Source organism: Paenibacillus abyssi, assembly GCF_014640295.1.
GTDB lineage: Bacteria > Bacillota > Bacilli > Paenibacillales > Paenibacillaceae > Paenibacillus_D > Paenibacillus_D abyssi.
Map to the genome: position 1 here is coordinate 1 of NZ_BMGR01000019.1, position 19,627 is coordinate 19,627.

A 19,627-nucleotide genomic window follows, 5' to 3' on the forward strand; every position below is an offset into this window, starting at 1 on the left:
TGGCCCCTCCTGTGACCGGACTTTCACCGGCTAGAGAATGCGTGCTTAGCTGGGCACGCCATGCAAAAAAAGACCGCACATCTATGCGCAGTCAGCATGATTACTATTCGGTTCGCGGCGATAGGAGGTACTCCGCCTCAGCGGCCGGATAACTTTTCGTCCATGTATGGTCCGCCCGCATCTGATCATCACTCAATAAAAAAAAAAATACGTATAGTCCGCTTTCCTGCCCCGGTCCGGCAAAGGATCATTCCAGGTCACGTCCATATGGTACCAAACCCCGTCAACCTGCACGAGATTCCATGCATGATCGCCGGTGGCGACTGTCCCTTCTACGATCCGGCTCGGAATGCCGGCCATATTCAGCATCTTGTTCGCTAACAGCGAATAGCCCTGGCACACCGCAAGCCCGCTGTCCAATGCATCGTAAGCCGTATACCGTTGATAACTCCGATCGTAAGCTACGTTGTAGATGATCCAATCATGGATTTGCTTGACGATCTGATCGTCATCCATTCCATTCTTAATAATATCTGTTAATATTGCTGAAACCCTTCGATCGACAAATGCCGTCTGTTCCTGCGATTCCCTGTATACAAATTCAAGCTTGATCTTCGCATTGGAACTCCAGGTTTGGATGGTATAGAAATAGGAGTCAACAATATATCCCGTATAATCGTCCGTCTCCAACGCTTCCATGATGACAGCCGGAAGGCTGGCCGACAGCTCGTCTTTATCGCCTGAATACTGCACCGAGAATTCTTCGTTCCGTATGAGCAAATTGGAGGCGATCCGCGTCTTTAACTCCGCTAAAGATGAAATGGAGGAAGAGTCTGCTATAACAGGCATGAACTTCAATTCGCTGCCTAAACCGACGATGATAACGAATAAGAGTAAACATAATTTGAATAACATTCTCTTCATCCCTGCACCTCCTCGGTTTTCTTTCATTATAAACAACATCTTCCAAAAAAAGAAACCTTTTCACTCTATCATGTCGTTGAGGAAGAGGCCCATCTGGTAAACAAATGGGCCTTTTCCACTTTATTATTCTTGTGCTATTGGTTTAGAATGCGATGGATCACTTGGCCTGCTTCGGCACGGCTCATCCATGCCTGAGGGACAAACAAGTCTGATTTCCGCCCTTTTATCAAGCCAAGCTCAAATGCGGACCGGACGGAGTCAATTGCCCATTGGTCCACTTCTTCCATATCCTTAAATGGGAGCGTGATGTCCACTGCTGCGGCTGTCCCATTGGTAATCGAATACGCCGTCATGGCCATGACCGCCATCTCTTGGCGTGTAATCGCAGCGTTCGGATCAAAGGATTCGCTGCTGCGGCCCTTTACAATGCCAGCCTCGAAAACGGCAGCCACAGCCTCCGCATACCATGCATCCACAGGCACATCGGTGAATGGCATTTGCCCGTTAGCTTGAAGCCCCAGCGCGCGAGCTAGCAGTGCGGTAAATTCAGCGCGCGTAATTGAACGCTGCGGTTCGAAAGCGCCCGGAGCGGTGCCTTCCATGATCTGTTTCGCCGCAAGCTCCTGTATGACATCATGGGCCCAGAATGAAGCCTCTACATCGTCAAACCGGGGCGTCACCTCGAGAACGGCGTACATGCTGAAATGGTCGATTTGCGCAGTAAGCTCGCCGCCTGTCCAGCTTCCTCCCGCATACTCCATGCTGCCGTCATTTGCAATATAATAGATGCCGGTCAATCGTCTGTCCGCAGCAGGATCAGCCTTTAAACGAATCGTGATCGGCTGGCTGAAATGAGATATGCCTGTTTCTTCCCCATCTTCGGTTTGCAGAACCAAAATAAAGTCGTAGGCCTGGCCGGCAATCTGAACCGTTAAACCGGGATTTCTGCCTGACAGAGCTGTTTCCGCCTCTGCTTTCCCGATCGGAGTGAAGGATAGCGCCAGCGTACCTTTTTCACCTTCCGGCAATTCGCCCAGCAGGTCCTTCAAGAGCCCGGATGGAAACTCGAGAGTCAGATTGTCCGTCTTGATCTCCAGCCGATCATCATTTAACTGGTTTAGAAGCTCCGATGGAAGTTCAACCTTAGAAGCCGTTGGAGGCAGCTCCACTGTCGCCTTCCCGGCTTGATTATGCTTCAGCTGCTCCGGACCGACAGTCACCGTCTGATTGGTATCCTTGCGATCAGGCGATTGAACCGGATCCGGATTGCTGGGCGCCGGTTCGCTTGGTGCGGGTTCTGCAGGTGCCGCCTCTACCAACATCAGCTCTACTTGGTCAAAATAACCCCAGACATCTCCCGGCGCCTCAACATCGAAGCCGATCGTCATTTGACCATCCGTTACCTTGATGTTTTCGACGGTGTACGCATTCCACACATTCCAGCCTGTGTTAACGATATCCGTGCTTAACATCGCCTTCGCAGCGCCGTCCATCGTTTCCGCGAACAGCTTCAGCTTCGTTTCGCCTCCACCGCCCGAGGCCCATGCTTTCAGCGCATAAGTGCCGTTCTCCAGTCCGTTAATCGTCTGGGTCAATTGATAGGCATACGGCGTGCCGTACCAGTAGTTAAACGCGTGGCTTCCCGCATATGAATTGCCGGCGTTATTCTCGACCTTGCCGGCATCCGTCGTTCCGGTCAGCGTCCAATCGGTCAAATCTCCGTTCTCGAAGCCCGGATTCTTGACCTGATTAACAGGAGGCGCTTCAATCAGCTCAAAATCATCGAAGAAGCCCCACACCTCTCCCGGTGCCTCAACATCAAAACCGATTGTCACTTGGCCGTTCGTGACCTGAATGTTGTCCACCGTATACGGCTTCCAGACGTTCCAGCCCGTATTCACCGCATCAGTGGTCAATGCCGCACCGCCGTAATTTTCCGCGAACAGCTTCAGCTTCGTCTCGCCTCCGCCGCCGGAAGCCCAAGCCTTCAACCGATACGTGCCGTTCTTCAAGCCCGTAATCGTCTGGGATAGTTTATAGCTATAGTCGGTATTATGGTGATAGTTAAACGAATGGCTCCCGGAATGGGCATTGCCGGCGCTCTCATCGATTTTGCCGGCGGTTGTTGTGCCCGTCATCGTCCACCCGGTCAGATCTCCGCTCTCATAGCCCGGATTGCTCACCAGATTCGGATTTTCCAGCACGGTGATTTCGATGGATGCCTTTTGGTTCAATCCCGCGACTGTACCTTGTACTGTGAACTTGCCAGGCGTATTCAACTGCTCGCTTGGGATGCTGTCCCAAGTGACGTCAGCAGGTGAGACCGTGCCTTCATTATAAAGTACGTCGGCTTTATCAGGCAGCGGAGGCGTTTCGCCTCTCACCGTTGTGATACTTTGCGAAGCGTACACCATGATTGGGGCTGTTTCGGTGATGCTTCCCGGTGTATATTGAAACACTTGGAGTGAGTCAAGCGCTCTGCCCTGATAATCGAACATCGCCTGATTTTCCCAGCCGTTGCCTTCACCAAGCTTCCAACCTACGCCCGGCAGCCAAGCCGGCTCCCAATAAAAGATACCCAATCCTTTTCCATCATTGACATGATATACCGTATTCATCACGGTTTGAGTGACCAGCTTCTGATTGGCTGCCGAAGCCGGAAAGCCTGCGACCTTTGTTTCCACTTCCCCTGCGATATTGCCTAAGTCGTCTCCGTTCTCGTAGGTGAACGGATAGGCCGTCTCGGCGACGACAATTTGCTTGCCGTAGCGGGCTGCCATGTCGTTCATATTCGTCTTTAACTGCTGGAACGTGCCGTGCCAATACGGATAATAAGACAAACCGATAATATCGTAATCGACACCCCGCTGCGTAACATTGTCAAAGAAGCTGCGGAATTTATCATTGCTGCCCCCTTCTGCCAGATGAAGCATGATCTTCGTCGTATGGCCTTGCGGTGTCGTGTCTCGAACCGCCTTGACGCCCTGCTTCAACAGCTCGGCCAAATTGTCGAATCTGCTCGCGGAGCCCTCGGGATGGATCATCCCGTTATTGATTTCGTTCCCGATCTGGACCATATCCGGATAAGCGTTAACCGCCTTCAGATCATTCATGACTTCAGCCGTGTAGTCATAGACCGCCTGCTTTAATCCGGCAAAATCCAAACCCGCCCATGCGGCAGGCTTCACCTGCTTGCCCGGATCTGCCCAAAAGTCGGAGTAATGGAAGTCGACAAGCAGCTTCATGCCTGCCGCTTTTACCCGCTGTGCCATCGCCACGGTATGGGCCTTATCATTATAGCCTTCTGCTTCTATCGGGTTATTCCATACGCGAAGACGGACGTAGTTCACGCCGTGCTCCTTAAGAATGACCAACAGATCCTTCTGCCCGCCGCCGTCATAGAATTTGATGCCTTTGTCTTCCAGCGCTTGCAGCGTCGAGATATCTACGCCTTTAATAAATTCGTTCGGATCTGACTGCCCCGCAGCTGCGGCTGGTCTCTGCACGTTTACGCCAACAAACGATGTAAGCGCTAACGTAACTGTCACTAAAATAATCGTCCATTTCCGTCTTATTTGATTCAATTCCCTTTCCTCCCTATTTTTTTATTCATTCCTAATTGTAGTTCTCAGCCGTACTGCCGAACATCGAGACAAACAACTAAAACGAATACACTTTCTACGATATATCATCTTCTTCCATTTATGGAATGCAGTCTTTCCTAACAAAAAAAGCTTCTTCACGGTCATTCTTCCGCAAAAAAGCTTCATTTGATTGGCCTGTTTTAGCTGTTATTCGGTATCCGGTGAGCCGGTAAGCGCCTCCATGGATTCCAGCTTACGGCCTGAGAAATCGAACAGCGTCAGATTCGCCCAATTGTTCGCATGTCCCACCGACCACTCTTCCTTTGATGGAATCCAGGCCGGCTCCCACCAATAATAGCCGATGCCCCTGCCTTCCGGCGTTTGTTTGATGATCCCGATCAGATCGCGAAGATAACTGCCTTGGCCCTCCACCGTCGCCGGGTAACCGTCATGAAGCTGTTCCTCCTTGTCGACGATGAACTGCCTTCCGCCCGTCGTGTCCAGCGTCCATGGATAGGCTGTTTCCACCACGTTAATGTCCTTATCGAACACCTGCGCAAGCGTGAACAGATTCATGCGAAGATCCTCAAGCGTACCGTGCCACCACGGATAAAAGGATAGTCCAATCGTATCGAATTCAACCTGATGCTTTTGGAACCTTTCGAAAAAGGCATGGCTGGCCGCAAGGTCTCCGCCCCGGTCGATATGGATCATCACGTTGATCGACGGATCAACCGCTTTGGCTGCGGCGATACCGGACTTGACCAGCGTCGTGAACCTCTCCCACTGCTCATCCGTATCGAATTCCCCGCTAACCTTGCCCTCGTCCCAGAGCATGCCAGGCGTAATCTCGTTGCCGATCTGAACCATGTCCGGCAGAGCGCCCTGCTTCTGCAGCTCGGATAATACATGTTTTGTGTAGTCATAGACCGCTTCGCATAACCCCTCGAAGCTGAGGCTCTCCCAAGCCTTCGGCTTCCACTGGTTCGCAGGGTCGGCCCACTTGTCGGAATAGTGAAAATCCAGCAAAAAATGCATATCGAGCGCTTTAATCCGTTTTGCTATGACAATGGTCCTCTCCAGATTGCAAAAGCCTCCGGCCGGCTCATTCCAGATGCGAAGACGGATCGCGTTCACTCCGCTGCGCTTCAGGATGACTAAAACATCCTCCGCTGCGCCGTTGTCCTCATACGTTCCGCCAGACATCTCGATCTCATCCAGAAAGGACATGTCCATGCCATGAATAAAAGGTTTTCCCATCACGAGGCCTCCTTGAAATGCAAGCAATCGGACGGCGATTGCCCGCCGTCCAATTACCTGTGAAGTGAATTAAACTTTTCGTTTCAAAATACGGACTCCGTGCTGCTGAAGCTCGACACGGCCTGACACGGTTTCCCCGGTCTCCGCATCGACATAACCGGCCTGATTCAGCCCGATCTCGCAAGCCGCGCCGGAGAAATTCAGGATAAAGACGTAATCGGACGCACCGTCGCTGCGAAGCTGTGCCGTGACGCCTGCCGGAAGCTCGGCATCGATCGCGCGGCGAACGCCGGCATCCTTAATCAACCGGCCGTAGAAGGCATCGTAAAACGCCGGGTCACTTACGCGCGCGGCCAGATAGTAAGCTTTGCCTTTGCCAAACGCATGTACGGTAAGGGCTGGTCTGCCTGCATAAAAATCATCTTCGTACACGGCAAGGACGTCAGCGCCTTCCGCATGAATCAGCTCACAAAGCTCATGAACCTGGTAGCTGCCGTCAAGTCCGAGCGCATTGCCCGCCTGCAGCACGATTCCGTTGCGGTCATGATCGTGAAGCCCTTCAATCTCCTCCGCCCAGATGCCAAGCGTGCTCCGAAGCGGCCCCGGGAATCCGTTCAAGTAACACAAGTCGTTCTCATTGACGACGCCTGACCAATAGGTCACGGCCACTGTGCCGCCGTCGCGGACGAACTGCTCGATGCGCGCTCCCGCCTCTTCCCTAAGCAGATAAGCCATCGGCACAAGAAGCAGCTTATACTTCGACAGATCATCCTCCGACCCGATAATATCGGTCGGCACGCCCTGCTCCCATAATGCGCGATAGTGCTGCACCACTGTCTTCTCATAATGGATGCCGCCGTTGCGCGGACCTTGGGCATCATTTACCGCCCACCGGTTGTCCCAGTCGAACAAGATAGCCGCTTCGGCAGGCACTGTTGTCCCGATGACTTCCGTCAATCCGGCCAGCGTTTCGCCCAGCGACGACACGTCCTTGAACACCCGTGTATGCTCATGGCCTACATGGTCGACAACCGCTCCATGAAATTTCTCGCTGGAGCCCCGGCTCTTGCGCCATTGGAAATACTGCACCGTATCCGATCCGTGCGCCACCGCCTGCAGCGAGGACAAGCGGTGCATGCCAGGCCGCTTCAGCTTGCTGACCGGCTGCCAATTCGTCAGGCTCGGCGTGCTCTCCATCAGCATGAAAGGCTTCTGCTTCAGCGTGCGGAACAAGTCGTGATTGAACGCGAACCAGGAGGCAATATTGCCTTCCGAAGCTGCTTCATGCCATGTCGGATACGCATCCCACGAGATCACATCCAGCACCTCCGCGAATTTGCGGTAATCCAGATCATAGAACAGATCCATCATATTTGTCGTGCATGGAAGATCTGCATTAGCCGCCTTGAGCGGAGCGATCTCATGCTTATAGAAGTCGATCGTCTGGTCGGTTACAAAACGCTTCCAATCCAGGTTTTGTCCGTGAACCTGCGTCTCGCCGTGCGGGGCAGGCGACTCCACTTGCGACCAATCCGTATAGGTGTGGCTCCAGAACGTTGTCCACCATGCGCGGTTCAACGCTTCCAAGGTGCCGTATTTGCGTTTTACCCACGCCCGGAAAGCATCCTGGCAATAATCGCAGTGGCAGTCGCCGCCGAACTCGTTGGAAATATGCCAGCCGACAACGGCTGGATGCGAAGCATAGCGCTCAGCCAGCTTGCTGTTCATGATCGCGACCTTCTCGCGGTACACCGGCGAGGTGAAACAGTGGTTGTGGCGGAAGCCGTGAAGATTGCGTGTGCGGTTGGCCTGAACGCGCAGGACTTCCGGGTACTTCTGCGACATCCATGCCGGCCGTGCTCCGCTAGGCGTAGCCAGCCAGGCATATAGCCCGTTCCCGGCAAACGTGTCTAATACATGATCAAGCCATTCGAAATTGAATTCCCCTTCTGCAGGCTCCAAGGTCGCCCAAGAGAAAATGCCTACCGCCATGACATTACAATGGGCCAATTTCATTAATCGAATATCTTCTTCGAACACCTTCGGGTCGTGCAGCCATTGATCCGGATTATAATCGGCGCCGTGCATGAACACGGGCAGCTTGCTGCTGATTGGCGGAACCTTTTTCTCCATCTCTCTCGATCTCCTTTGTCGTGATAAAGAAAGGAGGGGACACTTGTCTCCTCCTGCTCTTTATTGATTATTGTTGGTTAGCCAGGAAAGCGTCGATCTGGCTTTGCAGCTCTTGCTGAATCTCATTGATGCCAGCCGCTTCCAGCTGCTTCAACAGCTCGGCCTGCCCTTTGTCGATGTCCGGGATCAAACCGTATTCCAGCGGGATTGCATAGCGGAGCATCACATTTCCTACGCTCGCCACCTGGTTCTTCACCTTGGAATCATCGAATACAAAGGTTTCCAGCGGGAAGTGGTGCAGCTTGGATTCCCACTCAGCGGACATGTCGATCGCTTCCTGCGGATAAGAGGCATCCGTACGGTTCAGCGGGGAGTTAAAACCCCAGTTCGAGAATCCGGTATAGTTCGCAGCGCTTGGCCCTGCATTGAACTTGTCATCGCCTACAGGCTCATAGTGCGTGCCTGCAATGCCGTACATGACAAGATCATGCAGCTCTTTATCGTTTTGCATCAGATCGATGAACATGAGCGAGCGCTCCACCTTCTTGGATGTTGCATGGATCGCCATGCCGTTCTGGGTTGAGATCGCGCCGATTTTCTTTTTGTCCGGCGTAAGATCCGCAATTGCCATTTCCAGATCCGGCGTATCTCTGCGTGCTTCGGCTACATTTGCCGCAACGGTACCCAGGTTTTGCGCGTAGGAAGCCACTTTGCCTGCTTTAATATCCTGCCATACGTCATTTTTGTTGCTGACAACGTTTTTCGACCAAGCGCCGTTATCCGCCAGATCTTTGTAGTAAGTCAACAGCGATTTGAATTCCGGCGTATCGTATACGTTGAAGAGCTGGCCTGAAGCATCATCCAGCTTGTATGCTAACGGTACATTGTAGTCCACCAGATTCCATTCATTCTGCTGCTCGAGCAAAATTTGGTCCAGCTCATGCCATTTCCAGCCGTCAGCGGCTTTCGCGCCATAAGCGGTAACGCCCTTCTCATTCGCAGCAATCGCCTTCACATAATTCGCAAAGCTTTCCGGGCTGTTCACCGGCTCAAGATTGTGCTTTTGGCGCAGGTCTTCACGGATCAGAACGACTTTGTCCGTCACTTCGGTATTGTTATGAGGCACCATATACAGCTTGCCGTCTACTTTTGCCTGTTCCCAAGCTACCTTCGGCATCGCTGCCCAGGTTTGCGGCATATTGGTGGACAGCATATCCTCGGTCAATTCCAGGAAACCGCCCTTCAAGGCCTGGTCGTTATAGAACGCCCAGTTCGCTGTATAAGCGATGTCAAAATCTTCGTTTGCAGCGAATTTCAACGGATATTTTTGCGTCCAGTCGGACCAGTCCAGAAACTCCACTTCTACGGTTGCATTGATTTTTTCCTTCAGCTTGTTATTCAGCTCTGTGAATACCACGTCATAATCAACAGGCTTTGCACCGACCATGAGCAGCTTCAGCGTCAATTCCTCCGACGTTCCGCCATTGTTCGCTCCTGCGTCTGCACCGGATTGCGACCCGTTGTCTACGGCTGCTCCGTTGTTCGCATTGTTTCCGCATGCGGAAACAATAAGCGCCAGCGCCATGAAGATCGTCAATACTAACGTCGCATATCTTTTCTTGTGTTGCATGGCTGAATTTCCCCCTAATAATGAAGTGTTTTTTTGAATATTGATAACCAGGTTTCCCTGAGATCATCCTTTTACTGCGCCAATCGTCAAGCCCTGTACAAAATACCGTTGGATGAACGGGTAGGCGATCAGAATCGGGCCGGTTGCCACGATCGTCATGGCCATCTTCAGGCTTTCGGTCGGAATGCTCGTTGTCACGACTGCACCCGAGCCGAGCATCGCTCTGCGGATGCCGTCCATATTGCCGAGCATTTTATACAGATAATATTGAAGCGGCATCAGATTGTCATTGGAGATAAACAACAGCGCGTTATACCAGTCATTCCAATAGCCAAGGGCGATGAACAAACCGATGGTCGCCAGCGCCGGCTTGGAGAGCGGGATGATCAGTTGAAGAAAAATACGGAAATCTCCGGCGCCGTCGATCTTCGCCGACTCTGTGATCGCTTCCGGAATGCTGCTCATGAACGACTTCATGACGATAATATAGAACACGTTGAACAGCATCGGAAGAATTAAAACAAGCAGCGTATCCTTCAAATCCAGATAATTAACAATCAGCAGATACCAAGGGACAAGGCCGCCGCTGAACAGCGTAGTGAAGAAGAAGAAGAACGAAAAATGATTGCGCCACTTGAAATCTTTTCGTGCCAGCACATAGGATGTCATCGCCGTCATGAACAGCCCGAGCAATGTGCCGAGAACGGTTACGGCGATCGTTACGCCATAGGCCTTCATCATCTGATCCGGAAATTCGAACAGGATGCGATACGCCTCAAGCGAGAATGCCGTAGGGATTAATTGGAATCCGTCTTCAATGATTTTGCTTTCCTCCGTCAGTGACGACGAGAGGATGAGAAGAAACGGGAAGATACAGAAGACGGCTAAAATCATAAGAAAAATATATCCGATGACGGCCAGCAATTGGCGGTCTGACTGCCTTTTTCTTGTTGTCATCGTAACGTTGCTGGTGTTTATACCGGTTGTTCGCATTGCATTCCCTCCGTTTGTTTAGAACAAAGCACGGTCTTTGTCGTATTTGCGCACCGCCCAGTTTGCCAACATAATGGTCGCAAACCCAAGAACGGACTGATAGAAGCCAGCGGCGGCCGACATCCCGATTTCATTCGATGTAATGAGTGAGCGGAACACATAGGTGTCGATGACATCGGTGGTAGAGAACAGGATACCGTTATTGCCGACCATGTTGTAGAACATTCCAAAGTCTCCGCGGAATATGTTGCCTATGGCCAGCAGGATCAGAATAATTAACGTCGGGTACAAATTCGGAATCGTAATTTTGAAGATGCGTTGAAACACATTCGCACCGTCAATCTCGGCTGCTTCGTACATTTCCGTATCAATGCTCGTGATGGCGGCCAGATACATGATCGTTCCGTAACCAATCGCCTTCCAAGCCGAGATGATGACCAGAATCAAAGGCCAGTATGCCGCCGTGTTGTAGATATCGATCGGTTCCATACCGACAGCCCTCAGGAAGACATTGATCGTTCCCACATCGTAGTTGAACAAGTTATAGGCGATGGCTCCGACCACAACCCATGAAATAAAGTAAGGCAGGAACAGGGCTGTCTGCGTAATTTTGCGGAACCATTTGCCCGCCACTTCAAACAGCAGGATCGCAGCGGCAATCTGAAGCACGTTATTCACAATGATAAACGCGATATTGTACAGTGCGGTGTTTCTCGTTACCCGCCATGCATCTCCGGAGTCAAAGAAAAAACGAAAGTTGTCAAGTCCGTTCCAAGGGCTTCCGAAGACGCCGCCGGCATAATTGAACTGTTTGAAAGCAAGGACGATACCGGTCATCGGTATATAAGCGAACAGGAGAAAAAACAATACGGCAGGCGTTAACATCAACAGTAATGTTTTATGTTTTACGACTTCGCCCCAAAAACCGTGTCGGTTCATCTGTGAGCTCCTCTCTTTGTTGTCTTATCATGTTTTCATTATAGCCGCTGCGGCAATGCGGTTGGATTCAGGGAAGCAACTAAAAATAATACACATTCTACGATTTGTTGAATAACGCATATAAATTTCACTTCGTGCAGGCGAAATGATCACAAAAAAAGCCCCGGTCCGCGTCGGGACCAGAGCCAGCCGTAAGGCAGTGCTTGTTGTGCTTGTTGTGCTGTATGTTATTTTGCGAGTTAAATTTTGTGCTTCTTCCTGTACTCCCCCGGTGTCATGCCCGTCGACTGCTTGAACTGGCGGTTGAAGTAAATGATATTCTTGTACCCGCAGCGTTCGGCGATCTCATAAATTTTCATCGTTGGGTCTTTCAGAAGCCGGCATACATGATTGATCCGCTTCTCATGCAGGAAATCGCTGAACAGCATGTCGGTCTCCTCTTTGAACAGATGGCCGAGATAATTGGGCGTGAAATCGAAGTGAGCCGCAACCTCTTTCAGAGTCAGCTTATGTTCTAAGTTGCTTTCCACGTACAGCATAATCTCCTCAATCAGCTTCCGTTTTTGCTTTTGCCTCTTCATGTACAACAGCTCGGAAAGCTCGAAGAACCGTCTTCTAAGCCATGACAAGATATCATGCACCGTTTCGAACTGGAACAAAATAACCGGTTGATGCGACTCCCACTTGAGCAGCTCGTACAAATTCTCGTTCATTTGCTGCAGATCCGCATGCAGCTTCGAAGTCATGCGAATAATCAAGTCGTACACGTCCGATTTTTGGGATAATGGTACCTCCCCGCCGAAAAGCAGCAGCAGGCAGTCGTCGATCGCAACCAGGTCATATTCCAGTATCGCCTGTAACATGCGGTCCACGACGGGCTCCAGATTGGCTGCCGGCGTGCCTTGGGATGTCGACTTGGAAGGCTCTTGAATAAGCCTGTTTTTGCCGAGCAGCCATTTGACGCTTAGCGCTGCTTGGGCCTGGCGATACGATTCATGGAGCTGGTCTGTTCCCCTTGCATATCTGCCGATTCCGATCGTGATCGTGAGCGGGCAGGATTGACGAACCGTTTGAATCAACTCCTCAAGCATCGCCGTGAACCGATCCTCCTGCAGAGCAGCAAGCACTACATACCGCGAGTGATGGCTGGCAATAAAGGTTCCCAACTGCCGCTCCTCCACATAATTGCGGGTGAATTGCTCCATATTCGAGATGACAGCCCGCCGCTCTTCTTCCGGCAATTCACGCGTCTTCCACTCCAGATCGTCGGTTTCAATCAGCGCGACGGCGGTTCCCCTGCCCAGTAAAGGCTGCAGAAAATCCCGGATATGCTGCTCGACCGGGCCCGGGGCGTGTTCATTGAACCAACGCAGCAGCAGCTCCTGGTTAACTAACGTCAAGGCCTCGGAGACAGTACGATCTTGTTCCCTCTCCTGCTCCACCTTTGCGCATAACGCTGCAAGCATATCGAACAGCTCGTTGTCTTCGACCGGCTTCAACAGATAGCCGTAGGCATTGATTTTAATTGCTTCCTTTGCATAACTGAAATCCTCATGTCCGCTGATGAATACAATTTTGACTAACGGGTTGATCTCCTTCGCTTTGCGCGCGAATTCGATGCCCGTCATGATCGGCATGCGGATATCCGAGAGCACGATATCGATCTGCGACTCTTCCATCAGCTTTAGCGCATTGAATCCGTTATTGGCCGTGCCGGCAAGGCTCAGCGGCAGGTCAAAGCCTGCTACCCTGCGCCTTAGCCATTCCAGATCAATCGCCTCATCATCCACCAACAGAACATTTATGCTGTTCATGTTAGAAACTCCCTTCCGGTCCATGATCATCCTGCCCGCTCGCACCGTCCATTGGAAGAAGGATCTGGACCGTCGTCCCTCCTCCGTAAATGCTGGCGATATGAATGCCGTATTCGTCTCCGTATCTCAGCTTAATGCGTTCTTCCACATTCTTCAGTCCATAGCCGTCCGAATCGCCGGCATGGGAGAGCATCCGGCTTACCGTCTCCGGCTTCATGCCGATCCCGTTATCAATCACCTTGAGCTCGATCCGGTCCCCCAGCCGTATGCCGGTTATGCGGATCGCAATCGTGTCCCCGAACCAAGCGTGCTTGAATATATTCTCAACAAACGGCTGCAGAATTAATTTGATCACAGGGGCATCCATGATATCTTGTTCTACATCGTATTGTACTGTAAAAGCATCCGCGTATTTCACCCGCTGAATATCAAGATACGTGCCTACCTGCTCGAGCTCCTTCTCAAGCGGAATATACACTTGGCCTTGATTGAGCGACAGTCTGTAAAACTTGGACAGCCCCCGCACCATCTCCGTTACCTTCTTCGTTTCGCCCAGATTGGCCAGACTGCTGATCGTAGAGAGCGTATTATACAAAAAATGGGGATTGATCTGGGCCTGCAGCGCCTCGAGCTCAGCCTGCTTTTTCTGAATGCCCTGCACATAAACGCTGTTGATCAGCTCCTGAATATTGGCGGCCATATTGTTAAAGGCTTCGGCAATCTGCACGAATTCATCATTGCCCGAGAAGCGGATTCTCTTCTGGAAGTTACCCTCCTGAAATGAGCGGACCAAGGTAACGATCCGTTTCATCTTCCGTCCCGACAGACGCGCAACGATAAATCCGATCACAGCCATGACCAGAAAGCTGACGGTACAAACCATAATGATGACTTGCTGCAGCGCAGCCGCATCTTTGTTCAGGTAAGAATACGGGACAAGCGTCTCAATGACATAATCGCTGTCTGGAATCTGCTCCGTTAACCGAAGGGAAGCACTTTGGCCCGATTCCTGGCCGGCAGGGCCGCGCTGATAGAGATTGGCTCCCGTCTTCTGGTCGATCAGCCTTAAAGTGATGCCTTCCTCAACCGGATAGGCCGCGAAATTGCCAAGCAGATCCTCCAGGTTTGCCGCTATTCTGACGTAACCGATGACGGTCTGATAATCGCTATAGGATACCAGCTTGCGAAAATGGGAGATATTCGACAGCTCGCGGTCGGTATCGACCTGCAGCCACACATTATCCAGCCCATTTCCTGTAATGTTCCGCATCCAGTCGGTGTCCTTAATTTCATGAAAGGAAAGAATATAGTAATCGCTCTCCTTAATCCGCTCCGACATATTGTCACCTTCAACAAAATTAAGATCTCCGTTCAAGGTATACAGGATCAGCCGGATATTATTGCCGAACAATTGAAGCGGCGCTTGGATTTGAGGCACGATATCGTCCATCATCGTCAGATATATTTCCAGCGGCTCTCCCTTCTTCTGCAGCGCGCGCTGAAAAGACAGGCTGCCGAACAGCGTATCGGACATCCGGGTGATTTCATCCATTTGGTATTGAATGTTGTCTCTGGTCTGCTCCATCGCAGTCCGGATGTTCGTCTCCGCCATCTCCGTCCGCGATTGAATAAGCATCGTATAGGAGATGTAGCCGATCACGATATCGGTTATCAGCACGAGTATCAGATAGGGAACCATCATTTTGTAAGTAAACGGAAAGTAAGTTTTCATAGACGAACATCCTCATGTCGAATTCTATGTCCATCTTACCTTTCTTATCGATAGAAATAAACCGTATTCTCGTGAAACGCAGGATCAATCATTCGTTCCTATATTTCTGCAAGCACAAAAACCTTGCTTCCGCAAGGTTTTCTGTTTCCTGATTGGATGTTCCCCTATGGCATTGCATGCGTTGCGCTCGTGCCGCTATTCTGGAATCTGCCCGCCTTCCCGCAGCGCTTTCATGCCCGCTTCCAGCACGCTAACAATCCGGTCCACATCATAGACGCAGCCCTTCCAGGTGCCTCCGCTGGCCGCCTGCAAAGCCGCCCATAACCGGGTGTCATCCGGCAGCTCCGGGTCCTCTGCCAGATCGGGATGCGAAGTGCGAGCCGCCAGGATAGCCGTCCCGACCTCCGGTCCGGCAGGCGTCTCGCCGATCCCGACCATATTAATCTCCCCTTCCAGGCGTCTGCCGTCGATCCGGATATCAATCCAATCGCCGTCGCGGAGCTTTCCGACCGGACCGCCGGCAAGCGCCTCCGGCCCGATATGGCCGATGCAAGCGCCGGTTGATACGCCCGAGAATCTGGCATCAGTAAGGAGCGAAACCTCCTTGCCAAACGACAAATGCTTCAACGCGGAAGTCAGCTGATACGTTTCTTCCATCCCTGTTCCGGAAGGACCTCTGCCGATTAATACCATAACATCCCCTGCCGCGATTCCACCGTTTTTAATGGCGTGGATCGCCGCCCGCTCCGTTGTGAATACCTTTGCCCGGCCGATATGCCTGTAGACGCCTTCAGCGTCCAGCATCGCCTTATCGATCGCCGTCGATTTAATGACGGAGCCTTCCGGGGCAATGTTTCCGGTCGGAAATGTGATTGTCGAGGTTAATCCTGCTGCCCTGGCCGCCGGAGGAGAGAAAATAACCGTATCCGGATCAATATTTTCCTCATTCCGCAGATAGGCTCTCATCCGGTGACGGCGCTCCGATGATTCCCACCAGTCCAATACGCTGCCAACCGTCTGTCCGGTAACCGTCAGCGCGCGCTCCTCAACAACACCGAGCTTTCTCAGATGAAGCATCACTTCAGGTACGCCGCCGGCCAAAAACACCCTTACGGTCGGATGATAGATCGGCCCGTTGGGCAGCACGCTGACAAGACGGGGAACGCTGCGGTTCACTTCCGCCCAGTCGGAGACATCCGGCACGCGCAGACCTGCGGCATGGGCGATGGCCGGGATGTGAAGCAGCAGATTCGTCGAACCGCCAAATGCTGCATATACCGCCATCGCATTGCCGATGGCCGCGTCGGTCATGATGCTGCCCGCCGCAATCCCCTGCTCGGCCATGTGCAGCGCCGCCCGCGCCGATTGCCGCGCCATTTCCGCCCAAACCGGTTGGCCGGAAGGCGCCAGCGCCGCGTGCGGCACCGTAAGCCCAAGCGCCTCCGCCACCACCTGGGCCGTGCCTGCCGTTCCGAGAAACTGGCACCCTCCTCCCGGCGTGGCGCATGCCCGGCAGCCCAGATCGGCCGCCTCTTCGAGCGACAGCTCCCCATTGGCATACCTTGCGCCAATCGTCTGGATCTTCCCCGCGTCCTCGCCATTCGTCGGCGGAAGCGTCACCCCGCCCGGCACGATCACAACCGGCAGCCTGCGCATGCTTGCAAGGGCGATCATCATCGCCGGCATGCCTTTGTCGCAGGTGGCCACCCCGATCACCGCGGAACGGGTCGGCAGGGAACGAATCAGCCTGCGCATCACCATCGCCGCGTCATTCCGGTAAGGCAGCGAGTCGAACATGCCGGAGGTGCCTTGGGAGCGTCCGTCGCACGGGTCGCTGACATAGCCGGCAAACGGAATGCCTCCCGCATGCGATATTTCCTCCGCCGCCTCCTTCATGAGCAGGCCGACCTCCCAGTGTCCCGTGTGATAACCGAGTGCGGCAGGCGTACCGTCCTCATTGCGGATACCGCCCTGCGTGCCCAATATGAGAACCTGCTTGCCCAGCAGTCTTGAGGGGCTCCAGCCCATTCCCACATTCTGCGACCATCCGAACAGATCGCCGCTGGGCGCATTTCGGAGCATATCCGGTGTCAAGGGAAGCTTGCCCTCCGGACCCGCAGCATGGGTAATCACGTTGAAATCCCTTGCCTCTGAACTGCCGCCCATTATCTTCTCAAAGCTTGGATCCATGCCGTTCATCCCTTTCAGGGTTGTCTGTAAAGCTTTACGGCTTGATAAAGACCGTCTTGATCGAGGTGAAAAACTCGATTGCAGCCTGACCCTGCTCCCTGGAATGGGAGCTGGACTGCTTCATCCCTCCGAACGGCGCCTGCAGCTCCACGCCCGCCGTCTCCGCGTTGACACGGACCAGCCCCGCCTCCATCTCCTGCACGAACGAGAGAACATTGCCGATATCCTTCGTATAGATCGAAGCGCTCAATCCGTATTCCGAGTCGTTGGCGACCGCTATCGCTTGCTCGATATGTTCAACTGCAATCAGCGCCAGGACCGGGCCAAAGATCTCATCCCGGGCGATGGACATGTCCGGCGTCACGTTATCGAATACAGCCGGTGTGACATAGAACCCGTCCGCCAGATCCGGATCGCTTGGACGCGTTCCGCCCGCCAGCAGCACCGCTCCCTCCTCCGTGCCTTTGCGAATATAGGAAAGCACCGTATCCAGCTGATTCTCGTTCGCACAAGGTCCGAGCCAAGTCGATGCGTCCATTCCGTCCCCAACCTTCAGCGCGGCAACCTTATCAAGAAGCTTGGCCTTAAATGCTTCATAGACGTCCTTGATGACGATAACTCTGCTTGTAGCCGTACATTTTTGCCCCGTCGAACGCAAGCCCCCGCTAATGGTGGCATCAACCGCCAGATCCAGATCCGCATCAGCCGCAATAATAATCGGATTTTTGCCGCCCATCTCCAGCTGGTATTTCGCCCCTCTGGCCAGCGCCGCCTGGCCGACCTGCTTGCCGACGGCATTGGAGCCGGTGAACGTAATGCCGTGGATGCCGGGATGTGAGGCCATTCCCTGACCGATCGCGCTGCCGCTTCCGATCACCATATTGACAACGCCGGGCGGGAAGCCCGCATCATGCAGGCATTGCATCACCTTCGCCGCGGTTACAGCCGTTTCCGTCGCCGGCTTCCAGACAACCGTATTGCCATATGCGAGCGCTGGCGCCATCTTCCAAATCGGGATCGCCACTGGAAAATTCCATGGGGAAATGACACCGACTACGCCAAGCGGCGTACGGGTTGTGAACATGAGGGCCTCCGCATCGGTAGACGGAATAACTTCACCGATGCTGCGCATGCCCTCACCGGCATAGTACCGCAGGATAGCCGCACCGCGAGCGGTTTCCCCTTTGGCTTCGGCCCATGTTTTCCCCATCTCGCGCGTCATCGTTTCGCCGATCTCATCCAACCGGCTCTCCAGAAGGTCCGCCGCTTTGTACAGCAGACTGCCGCGCTGCGCGCCGGTCAGCTTGCGCCATGCGGCCCTTGCGGCCTCGGCCGCCGCGACCGCCCCGTTCAGATCGGCCTCCGACGAGTCCGGCACATAACCGACAATCTCATGACTTCTCGAGGGGTTGATACTTTTTTTCGTCCCTCCCCCGACAGCAGGCATCCATTCTCCATTGATGTAATTGTCGAACGATGGAATTGTGTTCTTCTCCATCCTGCTCACCCTTCCTCCCGCAGATTTAATGTCTTTATAGAGCTTTTAAGCCGAAGCGGCCGTATTCACAAGTCTGCCGATACCTGTAATCTCAATTTCGATCCGGTCGCCAGCCTGCAGTGAGAACTGATTAGGCGGCACGATACAGGTCCCTGTAAGCAGTACCGTCCCGTCAAACACAACATTGTCACGGCTCAAGAAGGAAACGAGCTCATCCAGCCTTCGCTTGAGCGTTCCGGTGCTCGCCGTTTCTTCCACGACCTGCTGTCCATCACGGAAGATCCGGCATGTCATTTGCAGCGCATAAGGATCAGGCACAGCCTCAGCCAGGACAATGGCCGGCCCGATGGAACAGGACTGGCGCCAAATTTTGGCTTGGGGCAAATACAGCGGATTTTCCCCTTCGATATCCCGGCAGCTCATGTCATTGCCGATCGTATAGCCGACGATGCGTCCTTTGCGGTCCAGCACAAGACCCAGCTCCGGTTCGGGAACCTGCCAGTGGGAGTCGCTTCGCAGGCAGACTTCGCCGCCAGGACCGACTGTACGCGCTGCCGTTGATTTCAGAAACAACTCCGGCCGCTCCGCGTCATATACCTTATCGTAGAAGGTCGAGGCGTCCATTCGGCCGCCGGTCGCTTCGTAATTCCGTGCCTCCTTGCTCCGTTCGTAGGTTACGCCCGCTGCCCACACTTCCGGCGCTTCAATGGGCACAACCAGTTCCAGCTCACGCCAATCCCGCTGCAGCGGCTTCGTATTCCCGATTTGCCGGCTGACGGCCTCAAGCGGTGTTATGCCTGCCTTATCGGCATGATGAACAAGCGCCATAAAATCCGGCTCCGCAAGAATAAATGTCTCATCCTGTTCTGTCACAGCAGCAAGCTTAATCGCCTGATCTTCACGAAAACGAATCACTTTCATGCGTTCCAC

12 protein-coding genes are annotated in these 19,627 nt (G+C 53.2%); all 12 read right to left on the reverse strand.

Annotation, left to right across the window (positions count from 1 at the left end; translation table 11 throughout):
* Positions 1–192: 192 nt before the first annotated feature.
* The 12 genes from IEW11_RS22120 to IEW11_RS22175 all read right to left on the reverse strand — a co-directional run bounded on the left by IEW11_RS22120 (position 193) and on the right by IEW11_RS22175 (position 19,618).
* Positions 193–924: a transglutaminase domain-containing protein gene (locus IEW11_RS22120; protein ID WP_188533263.1), complete on the reverse strand. Its 732-nt coding sequence runs from the start codon at positions 922–924 to the stop codon at positions 193–195.
* A 134-nt stretch (positions 925–1,058) separates the two neighbouring features.
* Positions 1,059–4,508 (reverse strand): glycosyl hydrolase 53 family protein, encoded by a 3,450-nt coding sequence (locus tag IEW11_RS22125; RefSeq protein WP_188533264.1) that lies wholly within the window; start codon positions 4,506–4,508, stop codon positions 1,059–1,061.
* A gap of 207 nt (positions 4,509–4,715) precedes the next feature.
* Complete coding sequence (locus IEW11_RS22130) at positions 4,716–5,768, reverse strand: glycoside hydrolase family 53 protein (RefSeq protein ID WP_188533265.1); 1,053 nt, start codon at positions 5,766–5,768, stop codon at positions 4,716–4,718.
* 69 nt (positions 5,769–5,837) lie between these two features.
* The gene (locus IEW11_RS22135) at positions 5,838–7,901 is read right to left on the reverse strand and encodes a beta-galactosidase (protein WP_188533266.1); all 2,064 of its coding nucleotides are present in this window, start codon (positions 7,899–7,901) and stop codon (positions 5,838–5,840) included.
* A gap of 67 nt (positions 7,902–7,968) precedes the next feature.
* Complete coding sequence (locus tag IEW11_RS22140) at positions 7,969–9,531, reverse strand: extracellular solute-binding protein (RefSeq protein ID WP_188533267.1); 1,563 nt, start codon at positions 9,529–9,531, stop codon at positions 7,969–7,971.
* Positions 9,532–9,594: 63 nt separating this feature from the next.
* Positions 9,595–10,488 (reverse strand): carbohydrate ABC transporter permease, encoded by an 894-nt coding sequence (locus IEW11_RS22145; RefSeq protein WP_229725586.1) that lies wholly within the window; start codon positions 10,486–10,488, stop codon positions 9,595–9,597.
* A 54-nt stretch (positions 10,489–10,542) separates the two neighbouring features.
* A complete protein-coding gene (locus IEW11_RS22150) occupies positions 10,543–11,463 on the reverse strand; it encodes an ABC transporter permease (protein WP_188533269.1) in 921 nt (306 codons plus the stop codon).
* 239 nt (positions 11,464–11,702) lie between these two features.
* Positions 11,703–13,277: a response regulator gene (locus tag IEW11_RS22155; protein WP_188533270.1), complete on the reverse strand. Its 1,575-nt coding sequence runs from the start codon at positions 13,275–13,277 to the stop codon at positions 11,703–11,705.
* Position 13,278: 1 nt separating this feature from the next.
* A complete protein-coding gene (locus tag IEW11_RS22160; RefSeq protein WP_188533271.1) occupies positions 13,279–15,009 on the reverse strand; it encodes a sensor histidine kinase in 1,731 nt (576 codons plus the stop codon).
* Between the two features lie 195 nt (positions 15,010–15,204).
* A complete protein-coding gene (locus IEW11_RS22165) occupies positions 15,205–17,199 on the reverse strand; it encodes a YjhG/YagF family D-xylonate dehydratase (protein WP_188533272.1) in 1,995 nt (664 codons plus the stop codon).
* A gap of 34 nt (positions 17,200–17,233) precedes the next feature.
* Positions 17,234–18,697 (reverse strand): alpha-ketoglutaric semialdehyde dehydrogenase GucD, encoded by a 1,464-nt coding sequence (gucD, locus tag IEW11_RS22170; RefSeq protein ID WP_188533273.1) that lies wholly within the window; start codon positions 18,695–18,697, stop codon positions 17,234–17,236.
* A 45-nt stretch (positions 18,698–18,742) separates the two neighbouring features.
* Positions 18,743–19,618, reverse strand: coding sequence for a fumarylacetoacetate hydrolase family protein (locus IEW11_RS22175; RefSeq protein WP_188533274.1), 876 nt, complete (start codon positions 19,616–19,618; stop codon positions 18,743–18,745).
* Between the last annotated feature and the right edge of the window lie 9 nt (positions 19,619–19,627).

Coding starts and splice junctions, on each gene's coding strand:
- IEW11_RS22155 (WP_188533270.1), bottom strand. CDS start 13,277: ATGAACAGCATAAATGTTCTGTTGGTGGATGATGAGGCGATTGATCTG.
- IEW11_RS22120 (WP_188533263.1), bottom strand. CDS start 924: ATGAAGAGAATGTTATTCAAATTATGTTTACTCTTATTCGTTATCATC.
- IEW11_RS22175 (WP_188533274.1), bottom strand. CDS start 19,618: ATGAAAGTGATTCGTTTTCGTGAAGATCAGGCGATTAAGCTTGCTGCT.
- IEW11_RS22160 (WP_188533271.1), bottom strand. CDS start 15,009: ATGAAAACTTACTTTCCGTTTACTTACAAAATGATGGTTCCCTATCTG.
- gucD (WP_188533273.1), bottom strand. CDS start 18,697: ATGGAGAAGAACACAATTCCATCGTTCGACAATTACATCAATGGAGAA.
- IEW11_RS22145 (WP_229725586.1), bottom strand. CDS start 10,488: ATGACAACAAGAAAAAGGCAGTCAGACCGCCAATTGCTGGCCGTCATC.
- IEW11_RS22150 (WP_188533269.1), bottom strand. CDS start 11,463: ATGAACCGACACGGTTTTTGGGGCGAAGTCGTAAAACATAAAACATTA.
- IEW11_RS22130 (WP_188533265.1), bottom strand. CDS start 5,768: ATGGGAAAACCTTTTATTCATGGCATGGACATGTCCTTTCTGGATGAG.
- IEW11_RS22140 (WP_188533267.1), bottom strand. CDS start 9,531: ATGCAACACAAGAAAAGATATGCGACGTTAGTATTGACGATCTTCATG.
- IEW11_RS22165 (WP_188533272.1), bottom strand. CDS start 17,199: ATGGATCCAAGCTTTGAGAAGATAATGGGCGGCAGTTCAGAGGCAAGG.
- IEW11_RS22135 (WP_188533266.1), bottom strand. CDS start 7,901: ATGGAGAAAAAGGTTCCGCCAATCAGCAGCAAGCTGCCCGTGTTCATG.